General features: G+C 72.7%; 16 protein-coding genes. All 16 read left to right on the top strand.

What is annotated here, in order from left to right:
* The first annotated feature begins 100 nt into the window (after positions 1 to 100).
* The 16 genes from ACWDN5_RS10235 (at position 101) to ACWDN5_RS10160 (ending at position 19744) form a co-directional block, all read left to right on the top strand.
* The gene (locus ACWDN5_RS10235) at positions 101 to 925 is read left to right on the top strand and encodes an asparagine synthase-related protein (RefSeq protein WP_310971932.1); all 825 of its coding nucleotides are present in this window, start codon (positions 101 to 103) and stop codon (positions 923 to 925) included.
* Between the two features lie 217 nt (positions 926 to 1142).
* Complete coding sequence (locus ACWDN5_RS10230; protein WP_449675905.1) at positions 1143 to 2972, top strand: BTAD domain-containing putative transcriptional regulator; 1830 nt, start codon at positions 1143 to 1145, stop codon at positions 2970 to 2972.
* A gap of 216 nt (positions 2973 to 3188) precedes the next feature.
* A complete protein-coding gene (locus ACWDN5_RS10225; RefSeq protein WP_449675904.1) occupies positions 3189 to 4853 on the top strand; it encodes a class I adenylate-forming enzyme family protein in 1665 nt (554 codons plus the stop codon).
* Between the two features lie 26 nt (positions 4854 to 4879).
* On the top strand, positions 4880 to 5917 hold the full coding sequence (gene aroF, locus ACWDN5_RS10220; protein ID WP_449675903.1) for a 3-deoxy-7-phosphoheptulonate synthase: 1038 nt from the start codon (positions 4880 to 4882) through the stop codon (positions 5915 to 5917).
* A gap of 24 nt (positions 5918 to 5941) precedes the next feature.
* Positions 5942 to 7867: an FAD/NAD(P)-binding protein gene (locus ACWDN5_RS10215; RefSeq protein ID WP_449675902.1), complete on the top strand. Its 1926-nt coding sequence runs from the start codon at positions 5942 to 5944 to the stop codon at positions 7865 to 7867.
* The gene (locus ACWDN5_RS10210) at positions 7864 to 9174 is read left to right on the top strand and encodes a class-II fumarase/aspartase family protein (RefSeq protein WP_449675901.1); all 1311 of its coding nucleotides are present in this window, start codon (positions 7864 to 7866) and stop codon (positions 9172 to 9174) included. Before ACWDN5_RS10215 ends, ACWDN5_RS10210 begins: the two co-directional genes overlap by 4 nt.
* Positions 9171 to 10259, top strand: coding sequence for a branched-chain amino acid aminotransferase (locus tag ACWDN5_RS10205; protein WP_449675899.1), 1089 nt, complete (start codon positions 9171 to 9173; stop codon positions 10257 to 10259). The genes ACWDN5_RS10210 and ACWDN5_RS10205 overlap by 4 nt, the downstream gene beginning before the upstream one ends.
* A complete protein-coding gene (locus ACWDN5_RS10200) occupies positions 10229 to 10852 on the top strand; it encodes a mycothiol-dependent nitroreductase Rv2466c family protein (RefSeq protein ID WP_449675915.1) in 624 nt (207 codons plus the stop codon). Before ACWDN5_RS10205 ends, ACWDN5_RS10200 begins: the two co-directional genes overlap by 31 nt.
* Positions 10853 to 10862: 10 nt before the next feature.
* Positions 10863 to 12131: an ATP-grasp domain-containing protein gene (locus ACWDN5_RS10195; protein WP_449675898.1), complete on the top strand. Its 1269-nt coding sequence runs from the start codon at positions 10863 to 10865 to the stop codon at positions 12129 to 12131.
* Positions 12132 to 12180: 49 nt separating this feature from the next.
* Positions 12181 to 13398, top strand: coding sequence for an ATP-grasp domain-containing protein (locus ACWDN5_RS10190; RefSeq protein WP_449675897.1), 1218 nt, complete (start codon positions 12181 to 12183; stop codon positions 13396 to 13398).
* Entirely contained in the window at positions 13395 to 14636 is a 1242-nt protein-coding gene (locus ACWDN5_RS10185; protein WP_449675895.1) for an MFS transporter, read from the top strand. Before ACWDN5_RS10190 ends, ACWDN5_RS10185 begins: the two co-directional genes overlap by 4 nt.
* 18 nt (positions 14637 to 14654) lie before the next feature.
* On the top strand, positions 14655 to 15989 hold the full coding sequence (locus ACWDN5_RS10180; RefSeq protein WP_310971943.1) for a hypothetical protein: 1335 nt from the start codon (positions 14655 to 14657) through the stop codon (positions 15987 to 15989).
* A 15-nt stretch (positions 15990 to 16004) separates the two neighbouring features.
* On the top strand, positions 16005 to 16679 hold the full coding sequence (locus tag ACWDN5_RS10175; protein ID WP_449675894.1) for a cyclase family protein: 675 nt from the start codon (positions 16005 to 16007) through the stop codon (positions 16677 to 16679).
* The gene (locus tag ACWDN5_RS10170; RefSeq protein ID WP_449675892.1) at positions 16672 to 17829 is read left to right on the top strand and encodes a DUF362 domain-containing protein; all 1158 of its coding nucleotides are present in this window, start codon (positions 16672 to 16674) and stop codon (positions 17827 to 17829) included. The genes ACWDN5_RS10175 and ACWDN5_RS10170 overlap by 8 nt, the downstream gene beginning before the upstream one ends.
* Positions 17826 to 19166, top strand: coding sequence for an anthranilate synthase component I family protein (locus tag ACWDN5_RS10165; RefSeq protein ID WP_449675891.1), 1341 nt, complete (start codon positions 17826 to 17828; stop codon positions 19164 to 19166). The genes ACWDN5_RS10170 and ACWDN5_RS10165 overlap by 4 nt, the downstream gene beginning before the upstream one ends.
* The gene (locus ACWDN5_RS10160) at positions 19163 to 19744 is read left to right on the top strand and encodes an anthranilate synthase component II (protein ID WP_310971947.1); all 582 of its coding nucleotides are present in this window, start codon (positions 19163 to 19165) and stop codon (positions 19742 to 19744) included. Before ACWDN5_RS10165 ends, ACWDN5_RS10160 begins: the two co-directional genes overlap by 4 nt.
* Positions 19745 to 19749 lie beyond the last annotated feature (5 nt).

The following is a 19749-nucleotide window of genomic DNA, read 5'->3' as shown; positions in this document are numbered from 1 at the left end:
GGGGGATGCCGTCCGAATCCGGTAATGGAGTTGGGGGAAAAGTGCTGTTCTTCGGCCGAAAAATGATCACCGCGAACGTACAACCAGCAGGAAAACAGTAATGCGCGCCGGAATCGGAGATCGGCTGCTGGCCCGCGTACGCGAGCTCGGGAGCGTCGCGGTCGCCTTCTCCGGCGGCGTCGACTCGGCGCTCGTGCTGGCCGCGGCCGCGCGGGCCCTGCCGGCCGGACGCGCACTGGCGGTGATCGCCGACTCGCCCAGCCTCGCGCGGGCGGAACTCGAGGCCGCGCGGGGAGTCGCGGCCGGTCTCGGCGTCGAACTGGCCGAGGTCGCGACCGCCGAGCTGGCCGTGCCCGGGTACCGGGACAACGCCGGGGACCGCTGCTACTTCTGCAAACAGGCGGTGCTCGGGGCGGTCGGCGACCTCGCGCTCCGGCGCGGGTTCGCGCACGTCGCGACCGGGACGCACGCCGACGACCACCGCGCGCTGCACCGTCCGGGCCTGCGTGCGGCCCGTGAGCTGCACGTCGTCGAGCCGCTGGCCGAAGCCGGGCTGGGCAAGGACGACGTCCGGGCGCTGGCCGCCGCGTGGTCGCTGCCCGTGGCCGGCAAGCCGTCGACACCCTGCCTGGCGTCACGTATCTCCGTGGGGGTTCCCGTCTCTTTAGGAAGGTTGGGTCTGGTGGAACGCGCCGAGATCGCGGTGCGCGCGCGGCTGGCCGAGGCGGGGATCCGCCCCGGTGATCTGCGCGTTCGCCTGCTCGGTGCCGGGTTTCGGGTGGAGGTGGATGGTCCGGCGCACGCGGCCGTCGAAGCGCGGCCGGGGCTCGCGGCCGCGGTGGTCGGCGAGCTCGGTGGCCTCGGCCTGAGCGGCCCGGGCGCGGTCACCGTCTATCGTGCGCCCGCACTCGCGCCGCCGCCGTAGCGACCATTCACTTCGCGCGTTCGATGTAGTCATTTGTGCCGTCATCGAACGACGCGGGAAAGCCGGATCACCGAATGCGGCGCTATCGTGTTGGCTTTGTTCGGAAAACACCGTGTCGATTTTTACGTCTCGCTGAATGCTTTCTTCGGCTAAGTTTTCCGGTTCGGCGGGCGCTGCCGCGTACGGTGGCCGCACGCTTACGGTGGGGGAGGATCGGATGTACTTCGAGTTGCTCGGCACCCTGCGGGTCCAGCGCGACGGGGAGCGGGTGGACCTCGGCGGCCCGCGCCAGCAGCGGCTCCTGGTGATGCTGCTGCTCAGCGCGAACAAGGTGGTCGGCGCTGACCGCTTGCTGGAGGCCATGTGGGACGGTGAGCCGCCGGTGACGGCGCGAAGGCAGCTGCACAACGCCGTCGCCGCGCTGAGACGCAGCTTCGGGACCGCCAAGCACCTCGTGGTCAAGGACGGTCCCGGCTACCGCATCACCGTCGACCCGCACGGCGTCGACGCCCACCGGTTCACCGCGATGGTCGCGTCGGCCTCCGCGGCGGCCGCCGCCGGGCGGGCCGCCGCGGCCGTCGAGCTCTTGGAGGCGGCCCTCGCGCTCTGGAACGGGCCCGCGCTGTCGGGATTGGACAACCCCGTGTTCGAGATCGCCGCCGCGCGGTTCGAGGAGAACCGGCTGACCGCGACCGAACGGCTCGCCGCGCTGCGCCTGGACGGCGGGGAGGCGTCGGCGCTCGTGCCGCAGCTGGGCGAGCTCGTCTCGCGGCATCCGCTGCGGGAGGAGTCGCGCAAGCTGCTGATGCTGGCCCTGCACCGGTGCGGGCGGACGGCCGACGCGCTCAACACCTACGAACAAGGCCGCCGGATGCTGCGCGACGAGCTGGGTGTCGACCCGGGCGCGAGCATCCGCGAGCTGTACGAGCGGATCTTGCGCGACGACCTGCCGAAGCGGCGGCCCGAGCCCGCTCCGGGCCGGTCGTTCCTGCCGTACGACACCGCGCACTTCACCGGCCGCGCCGAGGAGCTGCGGTCCCTGTCGGTGCACCGGTCGGCGGGAACCGCGCTGAGCATCCTGGCCATCGACGGCATGCCCGGCGTCGGCAAGACGACCCTGGCCGTCCGGCTCGCCCACCAGCTGGCGCACCGGTTCCCGGACGGGCACCTCTACCTCGACCTGCACGGGCACACGGCCGGCCGGGAGCCGCTCGAACCGGACGCGGCGCTGGAGCGGCTGCTGCTGGACTTCGGGCTCGCGCCGGACCGGATCCCCCGCGGCTGCGGCCAGCGCGCGGCGCGCTGGCGCGCGGAGCTCGCCGAGCGGCGGGTCCTCGTGGTGCTGGACAACGCCCTCGACGCCCGCCAGGTCCGTCCGCTGCTGCCCGGCACGGGAAAGGCGCAGGTGATCGTCACCAGCCGCCGCCGGCTGGCCGGCCTCGACGGGGTGACGGCCCGTTCGCTGGACGTGTTCGGTCCGCCCGACGCGGTGGCGCTGTTCACCCGGATCGCCGGCGCGGACCGCACGGTGGACCGGGCGGACGCGGTCGCGGAGGTGGTGGCGCTCTGCGGGTACCTGCCCCTGGCGGTGGCGATCGCGGCGTGCCGGTTCCACAACCGGCCGGCGTGGTCCCTCGAGGACCTGGTGTTCCGGCTGCGCGACCGGGTCACGCGGCTGGCCGAGCTGAGCCTGGAGGACCGCGGCGTGGCGTCGCGGCTCGAGGTGTCCTACGGGAGGTTGCCGGCCGGGCAGCGCCGGCTGTTCCGGGTCCTGGGCGCGACCACGCGCCCGGGCGACGAGTTCGACGCCGCCGACGCGGCGCGGCTGGTGGGCCGGCCGGTGCCGGAGGCGGAGCGGTCGCTGGAGGCGCTGTTCGACGCCCACCTGCTGCGCCAGCGGGCGGCGGGGCGGTACCACTTCCACGACCTGGTCCAGGAACACGCACGGACGAAGGTGGAAGAACCGGAGCTGGGCGACGGGCTGCTGACCACGTTCGGCCGGGCCACGCTGGCCCCGGTCGGCGACCTGGAGTGCAGCCTCGGCTGAACCGCCCGGCCTGCCCCGATCCGTCCGCAGCCGACCGGCTCCGGACGGTTTTCTTTTGCCGCCGGTGACCGGGCGACCTCGCTGTGCGACTCCGATATCCGTTGTGCCGCAACGCCCTCGTCGCTGATGCAGCACCGATGCGTCTCCGATGGACACACCCGGCACGCTCGGCGGTGGAGTCGAAAAGCCCGCGGTCCCGCTGCAGAAAGTGATGCCATGGAGTTCACGCACCAGACCGTCCTGAGCCCGGAACTGCGGGCGCAGGTCCTCGCCGACCCGAGCATCGGCGGCGGGAACCTGCTGCCCGCCATGCTCGAGCTCAACCCCCGCCCGGACGAGCCCTTCATCCATTCGCTCACGCCGATCCCGTACACCGACGGAGAAACGAAGCACTGGTTCAGCCTCCGCGACCTCGACCACCTGGTGCAGAGCTGGTCGGTCTGGTACCTGGAACGGGGGGTGCGGCCGCACGACCGGGTCGCCGTCTTCCCGCCCGACTCCCTCCAGTACTTCCTGCACCTGTCGGCACTCGCGCAGATCGGCGCGATCTCCATGCTCATCAACAGCAACGCCAAGCGCGACAGCGCCGTCGCGCTGATCGAGCGCAGCGGCGCCACCGGCCTCTACACCGACGCCGAGCGGCTCGCCCGGATCACCCCGGACCTCGACCGGCTGAACCTGGACTGGGTGCACACCGACCAGTCCGGGCCGCCGTCGGCGGTGCTGCCGGACGCCGACCGGTTCCGGCACCACCCGGACGACCCGGTCGGCCTCATGCACTCCTCCGGCACCACCGGCCTGCCGAAGCCGGTCATCCACACGCACAAGACCATTTTGGACGGTCCCAAGTGGCGTGCGGTGAACTACAACGAGGAGCCGGATGCGCTCATCCTCAACGCGCTCCCGCAGTCGCACCAGGGGTGTGTGTCCTTCAACGCCTACGCCGTGCTGGGCGGGCAGCCGATGGTCGTCCACCGGGACGTCTCCGGCGCCGAGCTGGCCGAAGCCGTCGAGACGCACCGGCCGACCATGGTGATGGCCTTCGGCCACGCCTACCCGGAGCTCGCGGCGATCGAGACGCCGAAGGGTGCGCTCGACTCGGTGAACATTTGGGTGTCCATGGCGGACGCCATCCACGAGCGGCACCTGAAGGACATCCTCGGCCGCCGATCGCCGGAGCTGCCGCCGGCCGCGTTCCTGGACCGGCTCGGCACCACCGAGCTGGGCTGGGGCGTGCTCATGCAGCCGCGCACCCTCGCGACCGAGCGCAACGACCGCTGCGTCGGCAAGTCGGTCGGGTTCGCCGAAGTCGCGATCGTGCGGGAGAACGGGACGCTCGCCGAGCCGTACGAGTACGGCTTCCTCGGCGCGAAGCCGCCGTCGATGACCGTGGGCTACTGGGGGAACCAGGACACCTACTACCGCAGCAAGCTCGCCGGCTACTGGCTGACCGGCGACATCGCGTACCGCGACGAGGACGGCAACTTCTACCAGGTCGACCGCGCGGTCGACGTCGTGCACACGGCCGCCGGGCCCGGATATTCGGTGCTGATGGAGGAACTGATCCTCAACGAGGTCGCCGGCATCGAGGACTGCACCGTGGTGGCCGGTGGCCACGACGGGGAACACCTGGCCGTGGCCGTCGTGACGGGCCGGGACGTGGACGCGGAGAAGGTGCTGTTCGCGGCCAACGAAGCCCTGCGGGCCAACGGGAAACCCGAACTGGCCGTGGTCGAGGTCGCCACCGGCGGCGACGACTTCCCGCTCGGGGTCACCGGCAAGTCGCTCAAGCGCTTCCTCCGGGACAAGTACAAGGACCTCGCCGTGCACGTCCGCGACCGCCGGGGCAAGACCCTCGCCGCCGTCGACGCGCTGGCGTGAACCCCTCTCGAGAAGAGACGATCGCCGTGACCGACCAAGACTTCCTGCTCGTGTTCGATGAGACCGTGACCCCCGCCGGGGTCGGCGTCTGGCTGCGGTACCTGGAGTCCGCGGGCGTGCCGACCCAGCTGTACCGGCTCGGCGCCGGGCACGTCCTGCCGGTGTCCGGAGTGGACGGGGACGGGCTGCTCGCCGCGGCGCCGGACCTGCCGCCGCCGACCCGGCGCGTGCCGCGCGGCGGCGAGGCGTGGCTGGGCCGCCGGGAGCTCCGCCCGGCCGGCACCGCGGTCTCCCTCGGCCCGGCCACGATCGGGGACGGCTCGGTCGCGGTGATCGCCGGCCCGTGCGCGGTCGAGACGCCGGAGCAGATGCTCGCCACCGCGGAGCTCGTCGCCGAACACGGCGCCGTCGGCCTGCGCGGCGGGGCCTTCAAGCCGCGCACGTCGCCGCACGCGTTCCAGGGCCTCGGCTTCAGCGGCCTGGAGCTGCTCACCGAGGCGAGGGCGAAGACGGGACTGCCGTTCGTCACCGAGGTCGTCGACCCGGAACACGTCAAGCGGCTGGCCGAGGTGGTGGACGGCTTCCAGATCGGCGCGCGGAACATGCAGAACTTCGCGCTGCTGAGCGCGGTGGGCCAGAGCGGCCTGCCGGTGGTGCTCAAGCGCGGGTTCGGCTGCACCGTCGAGGAAACCCTGTCCGCCGGGGAGTACCTGCTGCTCGAAGGCAACGACCAGGTGGTGCTGTGCGAGCGCGGCATCCGCACGTTCGAGCCGTCGTCACGGTTCACGCTCGACCTGACGGCGGTGGCGCTGTGGAAGCAGCGCACCCACCTGCCGGTCATCGTGGACCCGAGCCACTCGGGCGGCCGGCCGGAGCTGGTGGAGCCGCTCTCGCTCGCGGCCGTCGCGGCCGGGGCGGACGCGCTGCTGATCGACGTCCACGTCCGGCCGGAAGAGGCCCTGTGCGACGCGAAGCAGGCGCTGCGGCCGGAGCAGTTCGCCGGGCTCATGACCCGCCTCGCCGGCGTCGCGGCCGGGCTCGGCCGGAGCCTGCAGAGACGCTGACCAAATCACCGGGAGTGGGAGACAGTGTTCGGGGAGACGTCGGAGATCGCGGTGGTCGGGCTCGGCCCGCGCGGGTTGTCGGTCGCGGAACGGGTGAGCGCCAACGCCGCCTCGCTCGTGCCACCCGGCCGCCGGCTGGTGGTGCACCTCGTCGACCCGCGGCTGGCCGACGGCGGCCAGGTGTGGCGCAGCACGCAGGACCGCCTGCTGCTGATGAACACCGTCGCCGGCCAGGTGACCATGTTCGTCGACGAGACGGTCGACTGCGCGGGCCCGGTCGTGCGCGGTCCCAGCCTGTACGAGTGGGCGCGTTCGATCGCCCTGCTCGGCAGCCCGGACGTCCCGGACGCCGTCCGGGCCGAAGCCGAGGTGCTCGGCCCGGACGACTACCCGTCGCGGGCGTTCTACGGCACCTACCTGCGCTGGACACGGCGGCGGATCACGCGGACCGCACCGCCGTCACTGCGGTTCGTGGCCCACCAGGCGCGGGCGGTCGACGTCCGGGACGGCGACGCCGGCCGCCAGGACGTCGTGCTGGACGACGGCACGGTCCTCGCCGGCCTGGCCGCCGTCGTGCTCGCGCTCGGGCACCAGCCGCACGAGCTCACCCCGGCCGAAGCGGAGCTGAGCCGGTACGCGGAGCGCCACGGCCTGCGCTACTTCGGGCCGGGCAACCCGGCCGACGAGCCGACGGACGAGGTGCCCGCGGGGGAGCCGGTGCTCCTGCGCGGGATGGGCCTGAACTTCTTCGACCACCTGGCCCTGCTCACGCTCGGGCGCGGCGGCCGGTTCACCCGCGAGCCGGGTGGCGCGCTGGCGTACGTGCCGTCCGGACGGGAACCGCGGCTGGTCACCGGATCGCGGCGCGGGGTCCCGTACCAGGCGCGCGCCCGCAACGAGAAGGGCGCGTCCGGACGCCACGAACCGCGGTTCCTCACCCCCGCGGTGATCGAGCGGCTGCGGGACGGCGCCGACTTCCGCCGGGACGTCTGGCCGCTGATCGACCAGGAGGTCCGCACGGTCTTCTACGCCGCCCTCGTGCGGGAGCGGGGCTGCGAATGCGACGCCGAGGAGTTCACCGAAGCGTTCGCCGCGGCCGGCCCCGCGGAGGTGCTCGCGGATCCGCTGGCGGTGCGGGAAACCGAGGCCCAGCGGATCGTGCTGGCCAAGTTCGGGCTCGACCGGAGCTGGGACTGGCGGACGGTCGCGGCGCCGTACTCCGCCGCCGACCTCGCCTCGACGGCGACGTTCCGCAGGTGGCTTCGGTCCTATTTGGACATCGAACTGGCCGAGGCGCACCAGGGCAACCTGACCGGCCCGCTCAAGGCGGCCACCGACGTGCTGCGCGACCTGCGCAACGAGATCCGGCTGGCCGTCGACCACGGCGGGATCTCCGGCGCCTCCTACCGCGACGACCTGCGGCGCTGGTACATGCCGCTCAACGCGTACCTGTCGATCGGGCCGCCCGCCGAACGCGTCGAGCAGTTCGGCGCGCTGCTGGACGCGGGCGTGCTCGAGGTGCTCGGCCCGGACCTGCGGATCGAAGGCACCGGCGGCCGGTTCGTCGCGTGGTCCGCCGCCTGCCCCGACGTCGTCGTCCGCGCGAAGTCGCTGATCGAGGCGCGCCTGCCGGACACCGACCTGCGGCGCACGACGGACCCGCTGCTGCGGACGCTGCTCGCCCGCGGCGAATGCCGCCCGTACCGCATCGGCGAGTTCGAGACGGGCGGGCTGGCCGTCACGCGGCGGCCGTACCACGTGGTGGACGCGGAAGGCCGGCCCCACCCGCGGCGGTTCGCGTTCGGCGTCCCGACCGAGGCGGTGCACTGGGTGACCGCGGCGGGCATCCGGCCGGGTGTCAACTCGGTGATCCTCGGCGACTCCGATGCCATCGCGCGGTCGTGCCTGGGGCTCGCGGTGGAACACGACGACCTGGGGAGGACCGCATGAGTGACCTGCTCGCGCCCGCGTGGGCCGCGACCGGCGCCGGGGGGCTCGTCGACGACCACGCGCTGCTGACCGCGATGCTCGACGTCGAGGCCGCCCTCGCCGAAGCCCAAGCCGAGCTGGGTGCGATCCCCGCGACCGCGGCGAAAGCCGTCCGGGCCGTGGCCGCGTCCGACCTCGACCCGCAGGCCATCGCCGCGGGAGTGCGCGAGACGGCGAACCCGGTGGTCGCGTTCGTCGCCGGGCTCACCGCCGCGGTCGACCCGGCCGCCGCCGAGTACGTCCACCGCGGCAGCACCAGCCAGGACATCCTCGACACGGCCTTGATGCTGCTCTGCGCGAGCACCCTCGACCGCGTCGAGCGGGACCTGCTGGCGACCGCCGGGACCCTGGCCGGGCACGTCCGCGCGCACCGGGACACGCCGATGGCCGGGCGCACCCTGACCCAGCACGCCGTGCCGGTCACCTTCGGGCTCAAGGCGGCGACCTGGCTGCACCTCGTCCTCGACGCCGTCGAGCGGGTGCGCCGGGCGCGCGCGGACCTGCCGGTCTCGCTCGGCGGCGCGGCCGGGACCCTCGCCGCGTACGAGGAATACGGACCCGGCTCGCTGGAGCTACCCGACCGCGTGGCGCAGAAGCTCGGCTTGGCCCCGCAAACCCTGCCCTGGCACGGGATCCGCACGCCGATCGCCGACGTCGCTTCGGCACTGCTGGTCACCACGGGCGCGCTCGGCAAGATCGCCGCGGACGTCCTCGTGCTGGCGCGCACCGAGATCGGCGAGGTCACCGAGGAGCGCGCGCCCGGGCGTGGGGCGTCCTCGGCGATGCCGCAGAAGCACAACCCGGTGTTCGCGACGCTGGTGGCGACCGCGGCCCGGCAGCTGCCGCCGCTCGCCGTCGTCCTTTTCCAGTCGATGACGGCCGAGGACGAACGGTCCTCGGGCGGCTGGCACGCGGAGTGGCAGCCGCTGCGGGACGCCCTGCGCAGCACCGCCGGGGCCGCCGCGAACGGCGTCCGGCTGGCCGAGACGCTGCGGGTGCACCCCGAGGCGATGGCGGCGAACCTGCGGCTGACCCGGGGCGCGATCGTCTCCGAACGCGTCACCGCCGTCCTGGCCCCGAAGCTGGGCAAGGCCGCGGCCAAGCGCCTGCTGACCGGGGCCACCGCCGAAGCCGAGCGCACCGGCGCGGAACTGGCCGGCCTGCTCGACGTTTCCCCCGGCCTGCTGGACCCGGCGGGCTACACCGGACTTTCCGGCCCGCTGGCCGACCGGGCCCTGGCCCGCTTCGAACGCGAGGAGCGACGATGACGACCCTGGACTTCGCCCGCGAGCGGCGGGACCCGATGCCCGCCGAGCAGCGCGAAGAACTCCTGCGCATGCCGGGCTTCGGCTCGCTCTACTCCGACCACATGGTCACCGCCCGGTGGACCGCCGGCCGCGGGTGGCACGATGCCACGAGCCGGCCCCTCGCCGCGTTCTCGTTGCACCCGGCCACCATGGCGTTCCACTACGGACAGACGATCTTCGAAGGGCTGAAGGCGTTCTGGCGCCCGGACGGGAAGCACGTCCTCTTCCGGCCGCGCGACCACGCGGCCCGGTTCGCGCGCTCGGCCCGCCGGATGGCCATGCCCGAGCTGCCGGAGGCGGACTTCCTCGCGGCCGTGGAGGCACTGCTGAGCGTGGACGGCGACTGGGTGCCGCGGACGCGGGGGCACAGCTTCTACCTGCGGCCGTTCCTGATCGCCAGCGAGACGCACCTGTCGAACCGGCCCGCCGAGGAGTACCTGTTCGCGGTCATCGGCAGCCCCGCCCGGCCCGCTTCGGCGGAACCGGAGCCGATCCGGCTGTGGGCGTCCCCGGAGTACGTCCGCGCGGCCGACGGCGGCACCGGGACGATCAAGTGCGGCGGCAACTACGGCGGGTCCTACCTGGCGCAGCGGGAGGCCGCGGCGCACGGCTGCCACCAGGTCGCCTGGCTGGACGCGCGCGAACGCCGGTACGTCGAGGAAGTGGGCGGCTCCAACCTGTTCTTCGTCGAAGGCGACCGGCTCGTGACGCCGCCGCTGAGCGGGACGCTGCTGGCCGGGGTGACCCGCGACTCGATCCTGCGGCTGGCCGCGCGGCTCGGATACGGCGTCGCCGAAGAGCCGGTCACGCTCGAAGACTGGGAGCGTGGGTGCCGCGAAGGGCGTATCACCGAGACGTTCGCGTGCGGCACCGCCCGCGCGCTGGCTCCGGTCGGGCACGCGGTCACGCCGGAGGGCGAGTGGGCCGTCGGCGACGGCACCACGGGCCCGGTCACCCGGCATCTGCTGAACACGCTGCTGGACATCCAGTACGGCCAGGCGCCCGACGAGTTCGGCTGGCTGCACACCCCGGAGAGGAACCCGTGAAGATCGACTTCTACTTCGACCCGGCCTGCCCGTTCGCCTGGATCACCTCGCGGTGGATCCTCGAGGTCGAGCCGCACCGGGACCTCACCCTGCGGTTCCGGGTGATGAGCCTCGGCGTGCTCAACGAGGACCGCGAGCTCGAGCCGTGGTACCGCGAGTTCTGCGACCGCTCGTGGGGCCCGGTCCGGGTCTGCGTCGCCGCCGCCCAGCAGCACGGCGAGGAGGTGCTGCGCGACCTCTACACCGCGCTCGGCACCCGGATCCACAAGGGACGGAACAAGGACTTTCCCGACGTCGTCGCGCAGGCACTGGCCGAGACCGGCCTCTCGGCCGGGCTCATCGACGCGATGGAGAGCACCGAGTACGACGAAGCCCTGCGCAAGAGCCACGCCGAGGCGCTCGCCCCGGTCGGCGCCGACCTCGGCACGCCGGCGATCCACGTCGACGACACCGGCTTCTTCGGGCCCGTGCTCAACGCCATCCCGCGCGGGCAGGACGCCGTCGACCTGTTCGACGGCGTGGTCGCGCTCTCCCGCAACCCGCACTTCTTCGAGCTGAAGCGCGCCCGGACGCCGGGCCTGGACTACGAATGAGGGAACGGCCATGAGACGCATCGGGTTCGTCGAGTCGAACCGGTCCGGGTCCGGGTTCGACGCCCTGCGGGCGGCCCGCCGGCTGGGGCTGCACGTCACCTTCTTCAGCTGCGGCCTGGACCGCTACCACGCGACGCCGGGCGGCACCGAAGTGCTCGAAACGTGCGTCGACGAGGTCGTGGCCTGTCCGACCCACGAGCTGGAACCGCTGCTGGAGGCGGTGAAGGCGGTCGACGCCGCGAAGCCGCTCGACGCGCTGCTCTCGGTGGCCGAGTACGAGGTCATCCCGGCCGCCGAGGCGGCCCGCCAGCTCGGCCTGCCCGGCCCCGATCCGGCCGCCGTCCGGATCGCGCGGGACAAGGCCGCGCAGCGGCGGCGGTGGGCGGACCGGGGCGTGCCCGTCCCGGAGTTCCGCGTCGTGACGACCGCCGAAGAGGCCGTCCGGGCCGCCGAAGAGATCGGGCTGCCGTGCGTGGTCAAAGCCGTGGACGAGACCAGCGGCGCGCACGTCGTCCGCTGCACCACGCCCGACGAGGTCACCGGGACGTTCACGGCGATCCGCTCGGCGACGACCAACCGCCGTGGTCAGGCCCGCTCACCCGAGGTGCTCGTCGAGGAATGCCTCGTCGGGTTCGAGGTCAGTGTGGAGGTCCTGGCCGAGGGCGGGACCGTCCGCGTGCTCGGGGTGACCGACAAGATCCTCGGCGGGCGCAACCGGTTCATCGAGCTCGGGCACAGCTTCCCGACCGCGCTGCCGGACCCGGTCCGGCGCGAGCTGGAGTCGGCCGCCGTGGCCGCGACCACGGCCGTCGGCTTCGATCTCGGCCTCGCGCACGTCGAAATCAAGTACACCGGCGCGGGCCCGAAGCTCGTCGAGATCAACCCGCGCCCGGCGGGCGACCGGATCACCGAGCTGATGGACCACAGCTTCGGGTGGTCCACGATGGAGCTGCTGATCCGCCAGTACCTCGGCGAGTCCGTCGGCGACGTCGTGACCGAGCCGCAGGGTGGCGCGGCGATCCGTTACCTCACCGCCGATCCCGGCGTCGTGACGGAGGTGACCGGCCGGGTCATCGCCGCCGCGCTGCCCGGGGTGCGCGAGGCCGTCGTGTCCGTGGAGCCCGGTAGCCGGGTGGATCCGTTGCGGGTCAACGAAGACCGGGTCGGGCACGTCCTGGCGACGGCCGGTGACGCCTACCTGGCGGGCCGGATCGCCGAGGCCGCCGCCCAGCAGATCGTGGTCGGCACCCGCGCCGATGTGCCGCCGATGGTGCACTGATGGCCGCGTCGGCGAGGCTGGGCCACTCCGAGCCCGGACAGGAGCAGACATGCCGAACCTCGTGATGGTCATGCCCTACAAGGCGTACCTCGGCAAGGCGCGTGCGGAGGGCTTCCGGATCACCGCCATCTGGGACCCGGCCGAGGCCGCGCGCCTGTTCGGCGCGGCCGCCCCCGAGTACTTGAAGGAGGTCGAGGGCCTGGCCGAGAGCCTGTGGCTGGTGGACTTCACCGACCGCGCGGCCTACGCCGAAGCGATCCGCGCGGCCGTCCGGGACACCGGTGCCCTGCACGTCTGGCACGTCGGCAGCGAGGAAAGCATGCAGCTCGCCTACGAGGTCGCCGACGAACTCGGCGTGGCGGTCAACTCACCGCGGTCGGTGGTCCTGCTCAACGACAAGCTCGCCATGCGGACCTTGTTGCGCGACAAGGGCATTTCCACCGTCCGGTTCGCCGTCGCGGACCGCTGGCAGGACGTCGAACGCCTGCTGGCGGGCTTCACGCTGCCGGTCGTGGTGAAGCCGGCCGCGCTGTCGGCCAGCCGCGGGACGCGGCTGCTCACCGACCCCGCCGAGCTGCCCGGGTGGGGCGACGAGCTGGCCGCGCTCGCCTACTCCGGGCCGCTGCTGGTCGAGGAGTACCTGCGCGGACCCGAGTTCAGCGTCGAGACGATGACCGTGCGCGGCGAGCACCACGTCCTCGGCGTGACGCGCAAGCTGCTCGGCCCGCTGCCGCACTTCGTCGAACGCGGGCACCTCTTCGGCGAACCCGAGACGGCGCGGACGCGAGCCGTCGCCGCGCTCGCGGTCGAGCTGCTCGACGCCGTCGGCTACCAGTGCGGACCGGCGCACACCGAGGTGATCCACACCGCGGACGGCCCGCGGATCGTGGAGTCGCAGGCCCGGCTGGGCGGGGACAAGATCCCGGACATCATCGGGCACGCGCGCGGCTTCGACGTCAAGCGCGCGATGTTCGCCGCGCTCGCCGGGCGGACGTCCCTGCCGGAGCCGGGTGGCCCGGTCGGGCACATCGCGTACTTCTCCTTCCCCCCGGGAGTCCTGCGGTCGGTGACCGGGCTCGACGCCGCCCGCGCACTGGACTACGTGGACACCCTGAGCTTCCCGTTCGCGCCCGGCGACGTCCTGCCGGAGACGGTCAGCTCGAAGACCCGGCACGGGTTCGTCATCCTCACCGGCTCCGCGAACGCGGCGGAGGCCCAAGCCCGCGCGGACCACGTCCGCGCCCTGATCGAAGTGGAAGTCCGATGAGGGCCTTCTTCGCCCTGCACCGCAACGTCCGGGTCCGGATCGGCCTCGCGTTCGTGCACAAGCTGATCGACGCGATGATCCTCACCTTCATCGCGATCTACCTCGCCGCGCACGTCGGCGTCGCGGTCGCCGGCGCGCTGATCCTGGTGTTCGCCGCGTTCGCGGTGGTCGGCATGCTCGCCGGCGGGCACCTGTCCGAACGCTGGGGCCGCCGTCCGGTGCTCGTCGTCGGGGACGTCGTCGGCACCGGGTTCCTCGCGTTGATGGCAGTTGCCTACTACGCCGGTTGGGGCGCGCTCGCCGTCTACTTCAGCTACGCCGTCGTCAAGTTCGGGACGAACCTCGCGCTGCCCGCCAACGACGCGACGATCATCGACGTCACACCGCCGGACGAGCGCAAGTTCGTCTACACGGTCAACTACTGGGTCATCAACCTCGCGCTCGGCACCGGAGCGCTGCTCGGTGCCTTCCTGTACAGCACCCACTTCGGCGCGGTGATCCTCGGCGGCGCGATCGGCATGGCGTTCGCCCTCACCGTCACCGTCACGCTCGTGGCGGAGACCAAGCCGGAGACGCCCCGGCCGGCCACCAAGCTGACCGGGGTCGCCCAGTTCGTCCAGGGCTACCGGGTGGTGCTGGCCGACGCCACGTTCCGCCGGCTGATCATCGCCGCCACGCTGATCCTGACCCTCGAAGGGCAGCTGAGCACGGCGATCGGCATCCGGCTGGCGACGGACTTCCCGGTGCAGCCGGTGTTCCCGTTCGGCGAAGTCACCGGCGTGGAGATGCTCGGCGTGCTCAAGGCGGTCAACACCGTCCTGGTCGTCGCGTTCGCGCTGGTGGTCAACACGCTGCTCAAGCGGATGCCGGACCGCGCGCGCCTGTACGCGGGCATCACGCTGTACGCGGGCGGGTTCGCGGTCCTCGCCGTCACCGACGACGCGTGGCTGCTGCTCGTCGCCGTCGTCGTGCTGACCGCCGGGGAGCTGATGAACCTGCCGGTGCAGCAGGCCCTGCTGGCCGAGCTGGCCCCGGACGACGGCCGGCCGCGGTACCTGGCCGCCTACTACCTGCACATCCGGTTCGGCCAGATCGTCAACTCGATCCTGATCAGCCTGAGCGCGATCGTCAGCACGCAGGGCATGGCCGGGATCTACCTGCTCTTCGGCGTCGTGATCATCCTCCAGTACCGCGTGATCCTGGCCCGCCGCGCGACGCCCGTCCCGGTCTCCGCCTGAAACCCCTGGAAGGTAACCATGTCGGCACGGTCCGATCGGATCACCAAGGCCTACCTCGCCGCCTGCGCGGACCCGGAGAGCCCCTTGCGCCACGCCCGGGAGAGCCTGGAGCTGTCGGAAACCAAACGGCTCTCCTGGCCCCGGCTGCTGCCGCGGCCGGTCGTGGTCGACGAGGCGGAGTACCGCGCGTTCGGCCGGGACCTCGTCACGGTCTACGAGCTCGTCTGCGCCCTGCCGCGGCGGCTGTTCGACGGCGACTTCGACCGGTTCCGCCGGGCGCTGGGCATCGACGACCGGCACGCCGCGCTGATGACCCGGCTGCTCGGCGAAGGACCGCCGCCGCTCTACGGCCGCGCCGACGTCTACTACGACGGCACGGCGTTCAAGCTGCTGGAGTACAACATCGGCAGCGCGCTCGGCGGCCTGGACATGGTGGGCACGCTGCCCAAGGCGTACCTGCGGGTCCCGGCGGTCGCCGAGTTCGCCGCCGAGCACGGCCTCGGGTTCCTGGACATGGGCTCCGACCTCGCCGCGGCGCTGCGCTCCGCGGGCAAGCCGATCGGCGCCGGCGAGCCGGTGGTCGCGATCGTCGAAGGCCCCGGCGGGATGACGACCTACGGCCACCAGCGCCGGGCGATCGCGGAACTGCTGGCGGAGAACGACGTCGAGTGCCGGGTCGGGGAGATCGGCGACCTGGAGTTCCGCTCCGGCAAGCCGTACCTCGACGGCACACCGGTCGACGTCATCCTGCGCTACTACGGCCTCGAGGAGATGCTGGCGCACCCGGACTGCGACGCGCTGCTGGAACCGGTGTTCCGCGCGCACGAGAACGGCCAGGTCGTCGTCTGGACCCCGACGAACGTGTTCAGCAACAAGGGCACCCTCGCCATGCTGTCGGAGTTCGCCGGCACCTTCGAGCCGGCCGAGCGGGCGGCGATCGAGCGCGTGCTGCCGTGGAGCCGGATGCTCGGCCGCCCCGGTGCCGGCCCGGACGCCGGCCGCATCGAGGAGTGCCTCGAGCGGCAGGACCGGCTGGTGTTCAAGCCGACCGGCCTGTACGGCGGCCAGGGCGTCGTCATCGGCCCGGAGGTCGACGCGGCGACCTGGCGGGAAACGCTCGAAGCCGGTTCGCGGACCGGCTCGCTGGTCCAGGAGATCGTCCGGCCCAACCTGGAGGCGGTGATCGACCCCGGCACCGGCGAGCGTTCCGAGTGGTACGCGCTGTGGGCGGCGTTCATGACGCCGACGGGGCTGTCCGGCGGCGGCGTCCGCGCCATCCCGCCCGGCGGCACCACGGTCATCACGATGATCAACAACCCCGACGTCCGCAACACCTGTCTCGTCACCTGCTGAGCAAGGAGAACCCCGGTGCCCCGATTCGTCGACCTCACGCACGGCTTCTACGACGGAATGCCGTCCTACCCCGCCGACTGGTTCCCGAAGTTCGTCAGCGAACGCTCGATGACACCGGAGACCGACCCGTACGGCACCAAGCGCACGTTCTCCTACCTGCACGTGTTCCCGCACAACGGGACGCACATGGAGTACAAGCTGCACTTCTTCCCCGGCACCGAAGGCATCGACGAGGTGCCCCTCGAGACGCTGATCGGCCGGGCCTGCGTCGCCGACCTGTCCTTCAAGGGCGAACTCGACGAAGTGACCGGCGAAGACCTCGAGAAGACGCTGCGGGCCGTGTGGCAGCCCGGCGACCGGCTCCTCATCCGCACCGACTACCTGCGGCACAACTGGGGCCGCCCCGACTACTGGGACCGCCCGCCCTACCTGACGCCCTCGGCCGCGCGGTGGGCCATCGAAAACGGCGCCTGCCTCATCGGGTTCGACTGCCTCACCGAACGGCCCGGCGACGCGGAGTCCCCGGTGCACCACGCGCTGCTCGCCGCCGGCATCCCGCTGCTGGAGTACGTGACCAACCTGCACGAGCTGACCCGCCCGGTCGTCCAGCTGATCGCGCTGCCGACCAAGGTGGCGGGCGCCGAGGCCGCCCCGGCGCGCGTCATCGCGGTGGAGGACACCGATGACTGAGGCGGTCGCCCTCACGGCCGTCGGTGAAGACGCCGACGTGCCGGCCGGCCTGGACCGGCTCCTGGCCCTGCTCGGCGGCCCGCTGTCCGGGTTGCCGGCCGGCGCGGAGGTGCTGATCAAGCCGAACCTGTTCCAGACGGCACCCGGGTTCCACGTGCGGCCGGCACTGCTGGCCGCGATCGCCCGCGTGGTCGCCGAGCACGGGGCGCGTCCGGTGATCGCCGAACGCACGCACGCCATCTACGAAATCCTGGGCGACCACGAGGCCGCGAAGTACGCCCGGGTCGTCAGCTTCGACGACCTGCCGCTGCGCATCACCGGCATCCCGGAGGCGACGTCGCTGCGGGTGCCGATCGCCGTGCCCGAGCTGATCCTGGACTGCGACTACTTCATCGGCGTCCCGCAGCTGCGCACGCACGCGAGCGTCGTCTACTCGAACGCGATGAAGAACCTGGTGGGGCTGTTGCCCGGGTACACGACCCGGATCGTGCACATGGCGGGGGTCGACGAGTCCACTGTGGACCTGAACCTGATGCGCCCGCAGGACCTGGTGGTGTGCGACGGGACCACGGTGATCGAGGGCAACTACCCGATGGACGGGCAGGCCCGCGAGGCCGGGTTCCTCGCCGCGAGCCGCAACGCCGTCGCGCTCGACGTCGCCGTCGGCACGCTGGCCGGCTTCGACCCGGACAGCGTCGCCTACCTGCGGGACGCCCACTCGCGCGGGATGGGGCCGCTGTCCCTGGACGACATCGAGCTGCTCGGGACCCCGCTCGAGGACCTGGCGTTCGACATGGTGAAGGCGCCGGTCGAGATCGTCGTGCCGCGCGAAGGGATCCACGTCTACGCCGAGAACGCCTGCCCGGCGTGCAGCCGGTTCGTCGCCGGGGCGATGAAAGCGCTGGCCGGGGAGCTGTGCGAGTGGGACGGGGAGCTGACGGTCATTTCCGGGCCCCAGGTCGAGGTGCCACCCTTGCGCGGGGAAGTGGTGCTCGTCGGCAACTGCCTGTACGAAAGCCGGGATCTGGGCATCTTCGTCGAAGGCTGCCCGCCGCGGGCGATCCAGCTCGCCGCGTTCCGCTACGCCATGGGCAAGCCCGTCGGCGCCCACGAGCGGACGCAGTTCCGGGTGCCGGCGGGCGCGCGATGATCACGTCCGCGCTGTCGCCCGGAGCCCGGCTGCACCGCCACGTCGTCCCGCTGGTGTCCCCGGTGGACCCGGTGGCGGCCGCGGCGGCGTTGCGTCCGGCGGGGCGCGTCATGCTCACCGCCGGGCCGGGCGGCCGGGACGCGGTGCTGGCCGCGGGCGAGCTCGCCGTCCTGTCGCACCCCGGCGGTGACGGGCCCGCCCCGCTCACCGCGGCGGTGGACCTGCTGGCCGGGCTGGACCTGCCGCCGGAGCTGGCCGACGCCGAGGCGGCCTGGTACGGCTTCCTGGCCTATGACGCCGCGCGCGACTTCGAGCGGCTGCCCAGCCGCCACCCGTCGGGCGGGCGTCCGGTGTACGAGTTCTTCCTGCCCGAGGTGCTGGTCACCGAGGGGCGGGTGATCGGCCGCGGCACGACACCCGCGGCCGCGCGCAAGGCGGCCGAGCTCGTCGCCCGCACGCTCGACCGGCTCGTCGTCGCCCCGCTCGGGGCGGTCGCGGTGGGCACCGGGAAGTTCGGCTTCGGCTACGACGAGTACGTCGACGCCGTGCGGCGTGCGCAGCGGCACATCCTCGACGGCGACGTCTTCCAGCTCGTGTTGTCCAACGCCTGGACCGCACCGGCCACAGTGGACGGATTGACTGTCTACAAGCGACTGACGGAGATCAACCCGTCGCCGTACCACTTCTGGTACGGCGGGCCGGAGTTCGAGGCCATGGGGGCGTCGCCCGAGCCGTGCCTGACGCTCTCGGGCGGCCGGGCGCTGATCCGCCCGCTGGCCGGCACCCGGCCGCGGGGCCGCGACGGCCACGCCGACCGGCTCGCCGAGGACGACCTGCGTTCGTCGGTGAAGGAGCTGGCCGAGCACCGGATGCTGGTCGACCTCGCCCGCAACGACCTCGGCCGGGTCTGCCGCCCCGGCAGCGTGTCGGTGGAGCGGCTGCTGGCCGTCGAGCGGTACTCGCACGTCATGCACCTGACGTCGGACGTCCGGGGCGAGCCGTCGGAGGGGCGTGGCACCGCCGAGCTGATCCGGGCGACGTTCCCGGCGGGGACCATGACCGGGACGCCGAAGGTGCGCGCGATGGAGCTCATCGATGCCCTGGAGCCGCGTCGGCGCTGGCTGTATTCGGGCGCGGTCGGCTCGTTCGGGGTGTCCCACGTGGACCTCTACCTGACGATCCGCAGCATGGTGTGGGTCGACGGCGAGGTCCGGCTGCAGGCCGGCGGCGGCATCGTCCACGACTCCGACCCGGCCGAGGAGTACGCGGAGTGCCTCGCGAAGCTCGGGTCCGGCGCCCGGGCCCTCGGGGTGACGGTGGAAGGGGCGGCGGCATGATCTGCGTGCTCGACAACTACGACTCGTTCGTCTACAACCTGGTGCAGTACCTGGGAAATCTCGGCGCGGAGTGCGAGGTCCACCGCAACGACGAGATCTCGGTGGCCGACGTCGCCGCGCTCGAGCCGGACCTGGTGCTGATCTCACCCGGCCCCGGCGACCCGGCGGACGCGGGCATCTCGGTGGATCTGGTCCGCAGCCTGGCCGGGCGGGTGCCGATCCTCGGAGTGTGCTTGGGCCACCAGGCGATCGGCGCGGCGTTCGGGGCCCGGATCATCCACGCGGGGGAGCCGATGCACGGCAAGTGCACACCCCTGACCCACGACGGCCGCGGTGTCTTCGCGGGCTTGCGCACCCCGCTGACGGTGGCCCGCTACCACTCCCTGGTGATCGACCCGGCCTCGCTGCCGGCCGATTTGGAGGTGACGGCCTGGTCGCCGTCCGGGGAGGTCATGGGCGTCCGGCACCGCGAGTTCCCGATCGAGGGCGTCCAGTTCCACCCGGAGTCCCTGTTCACCGAGGAGGGCGTGGCAATGGTGGCCAACGCGATGCGCTCACGCAGCCTGGTGCACGGTTGAGCCCG

It is taken from the genome of Amycolatopsis sp. NPDC003731, from assembly GCF_053586895.1.
This window is presented reverse-complemented; position numbering and strand designations above follow the sequence as displayed.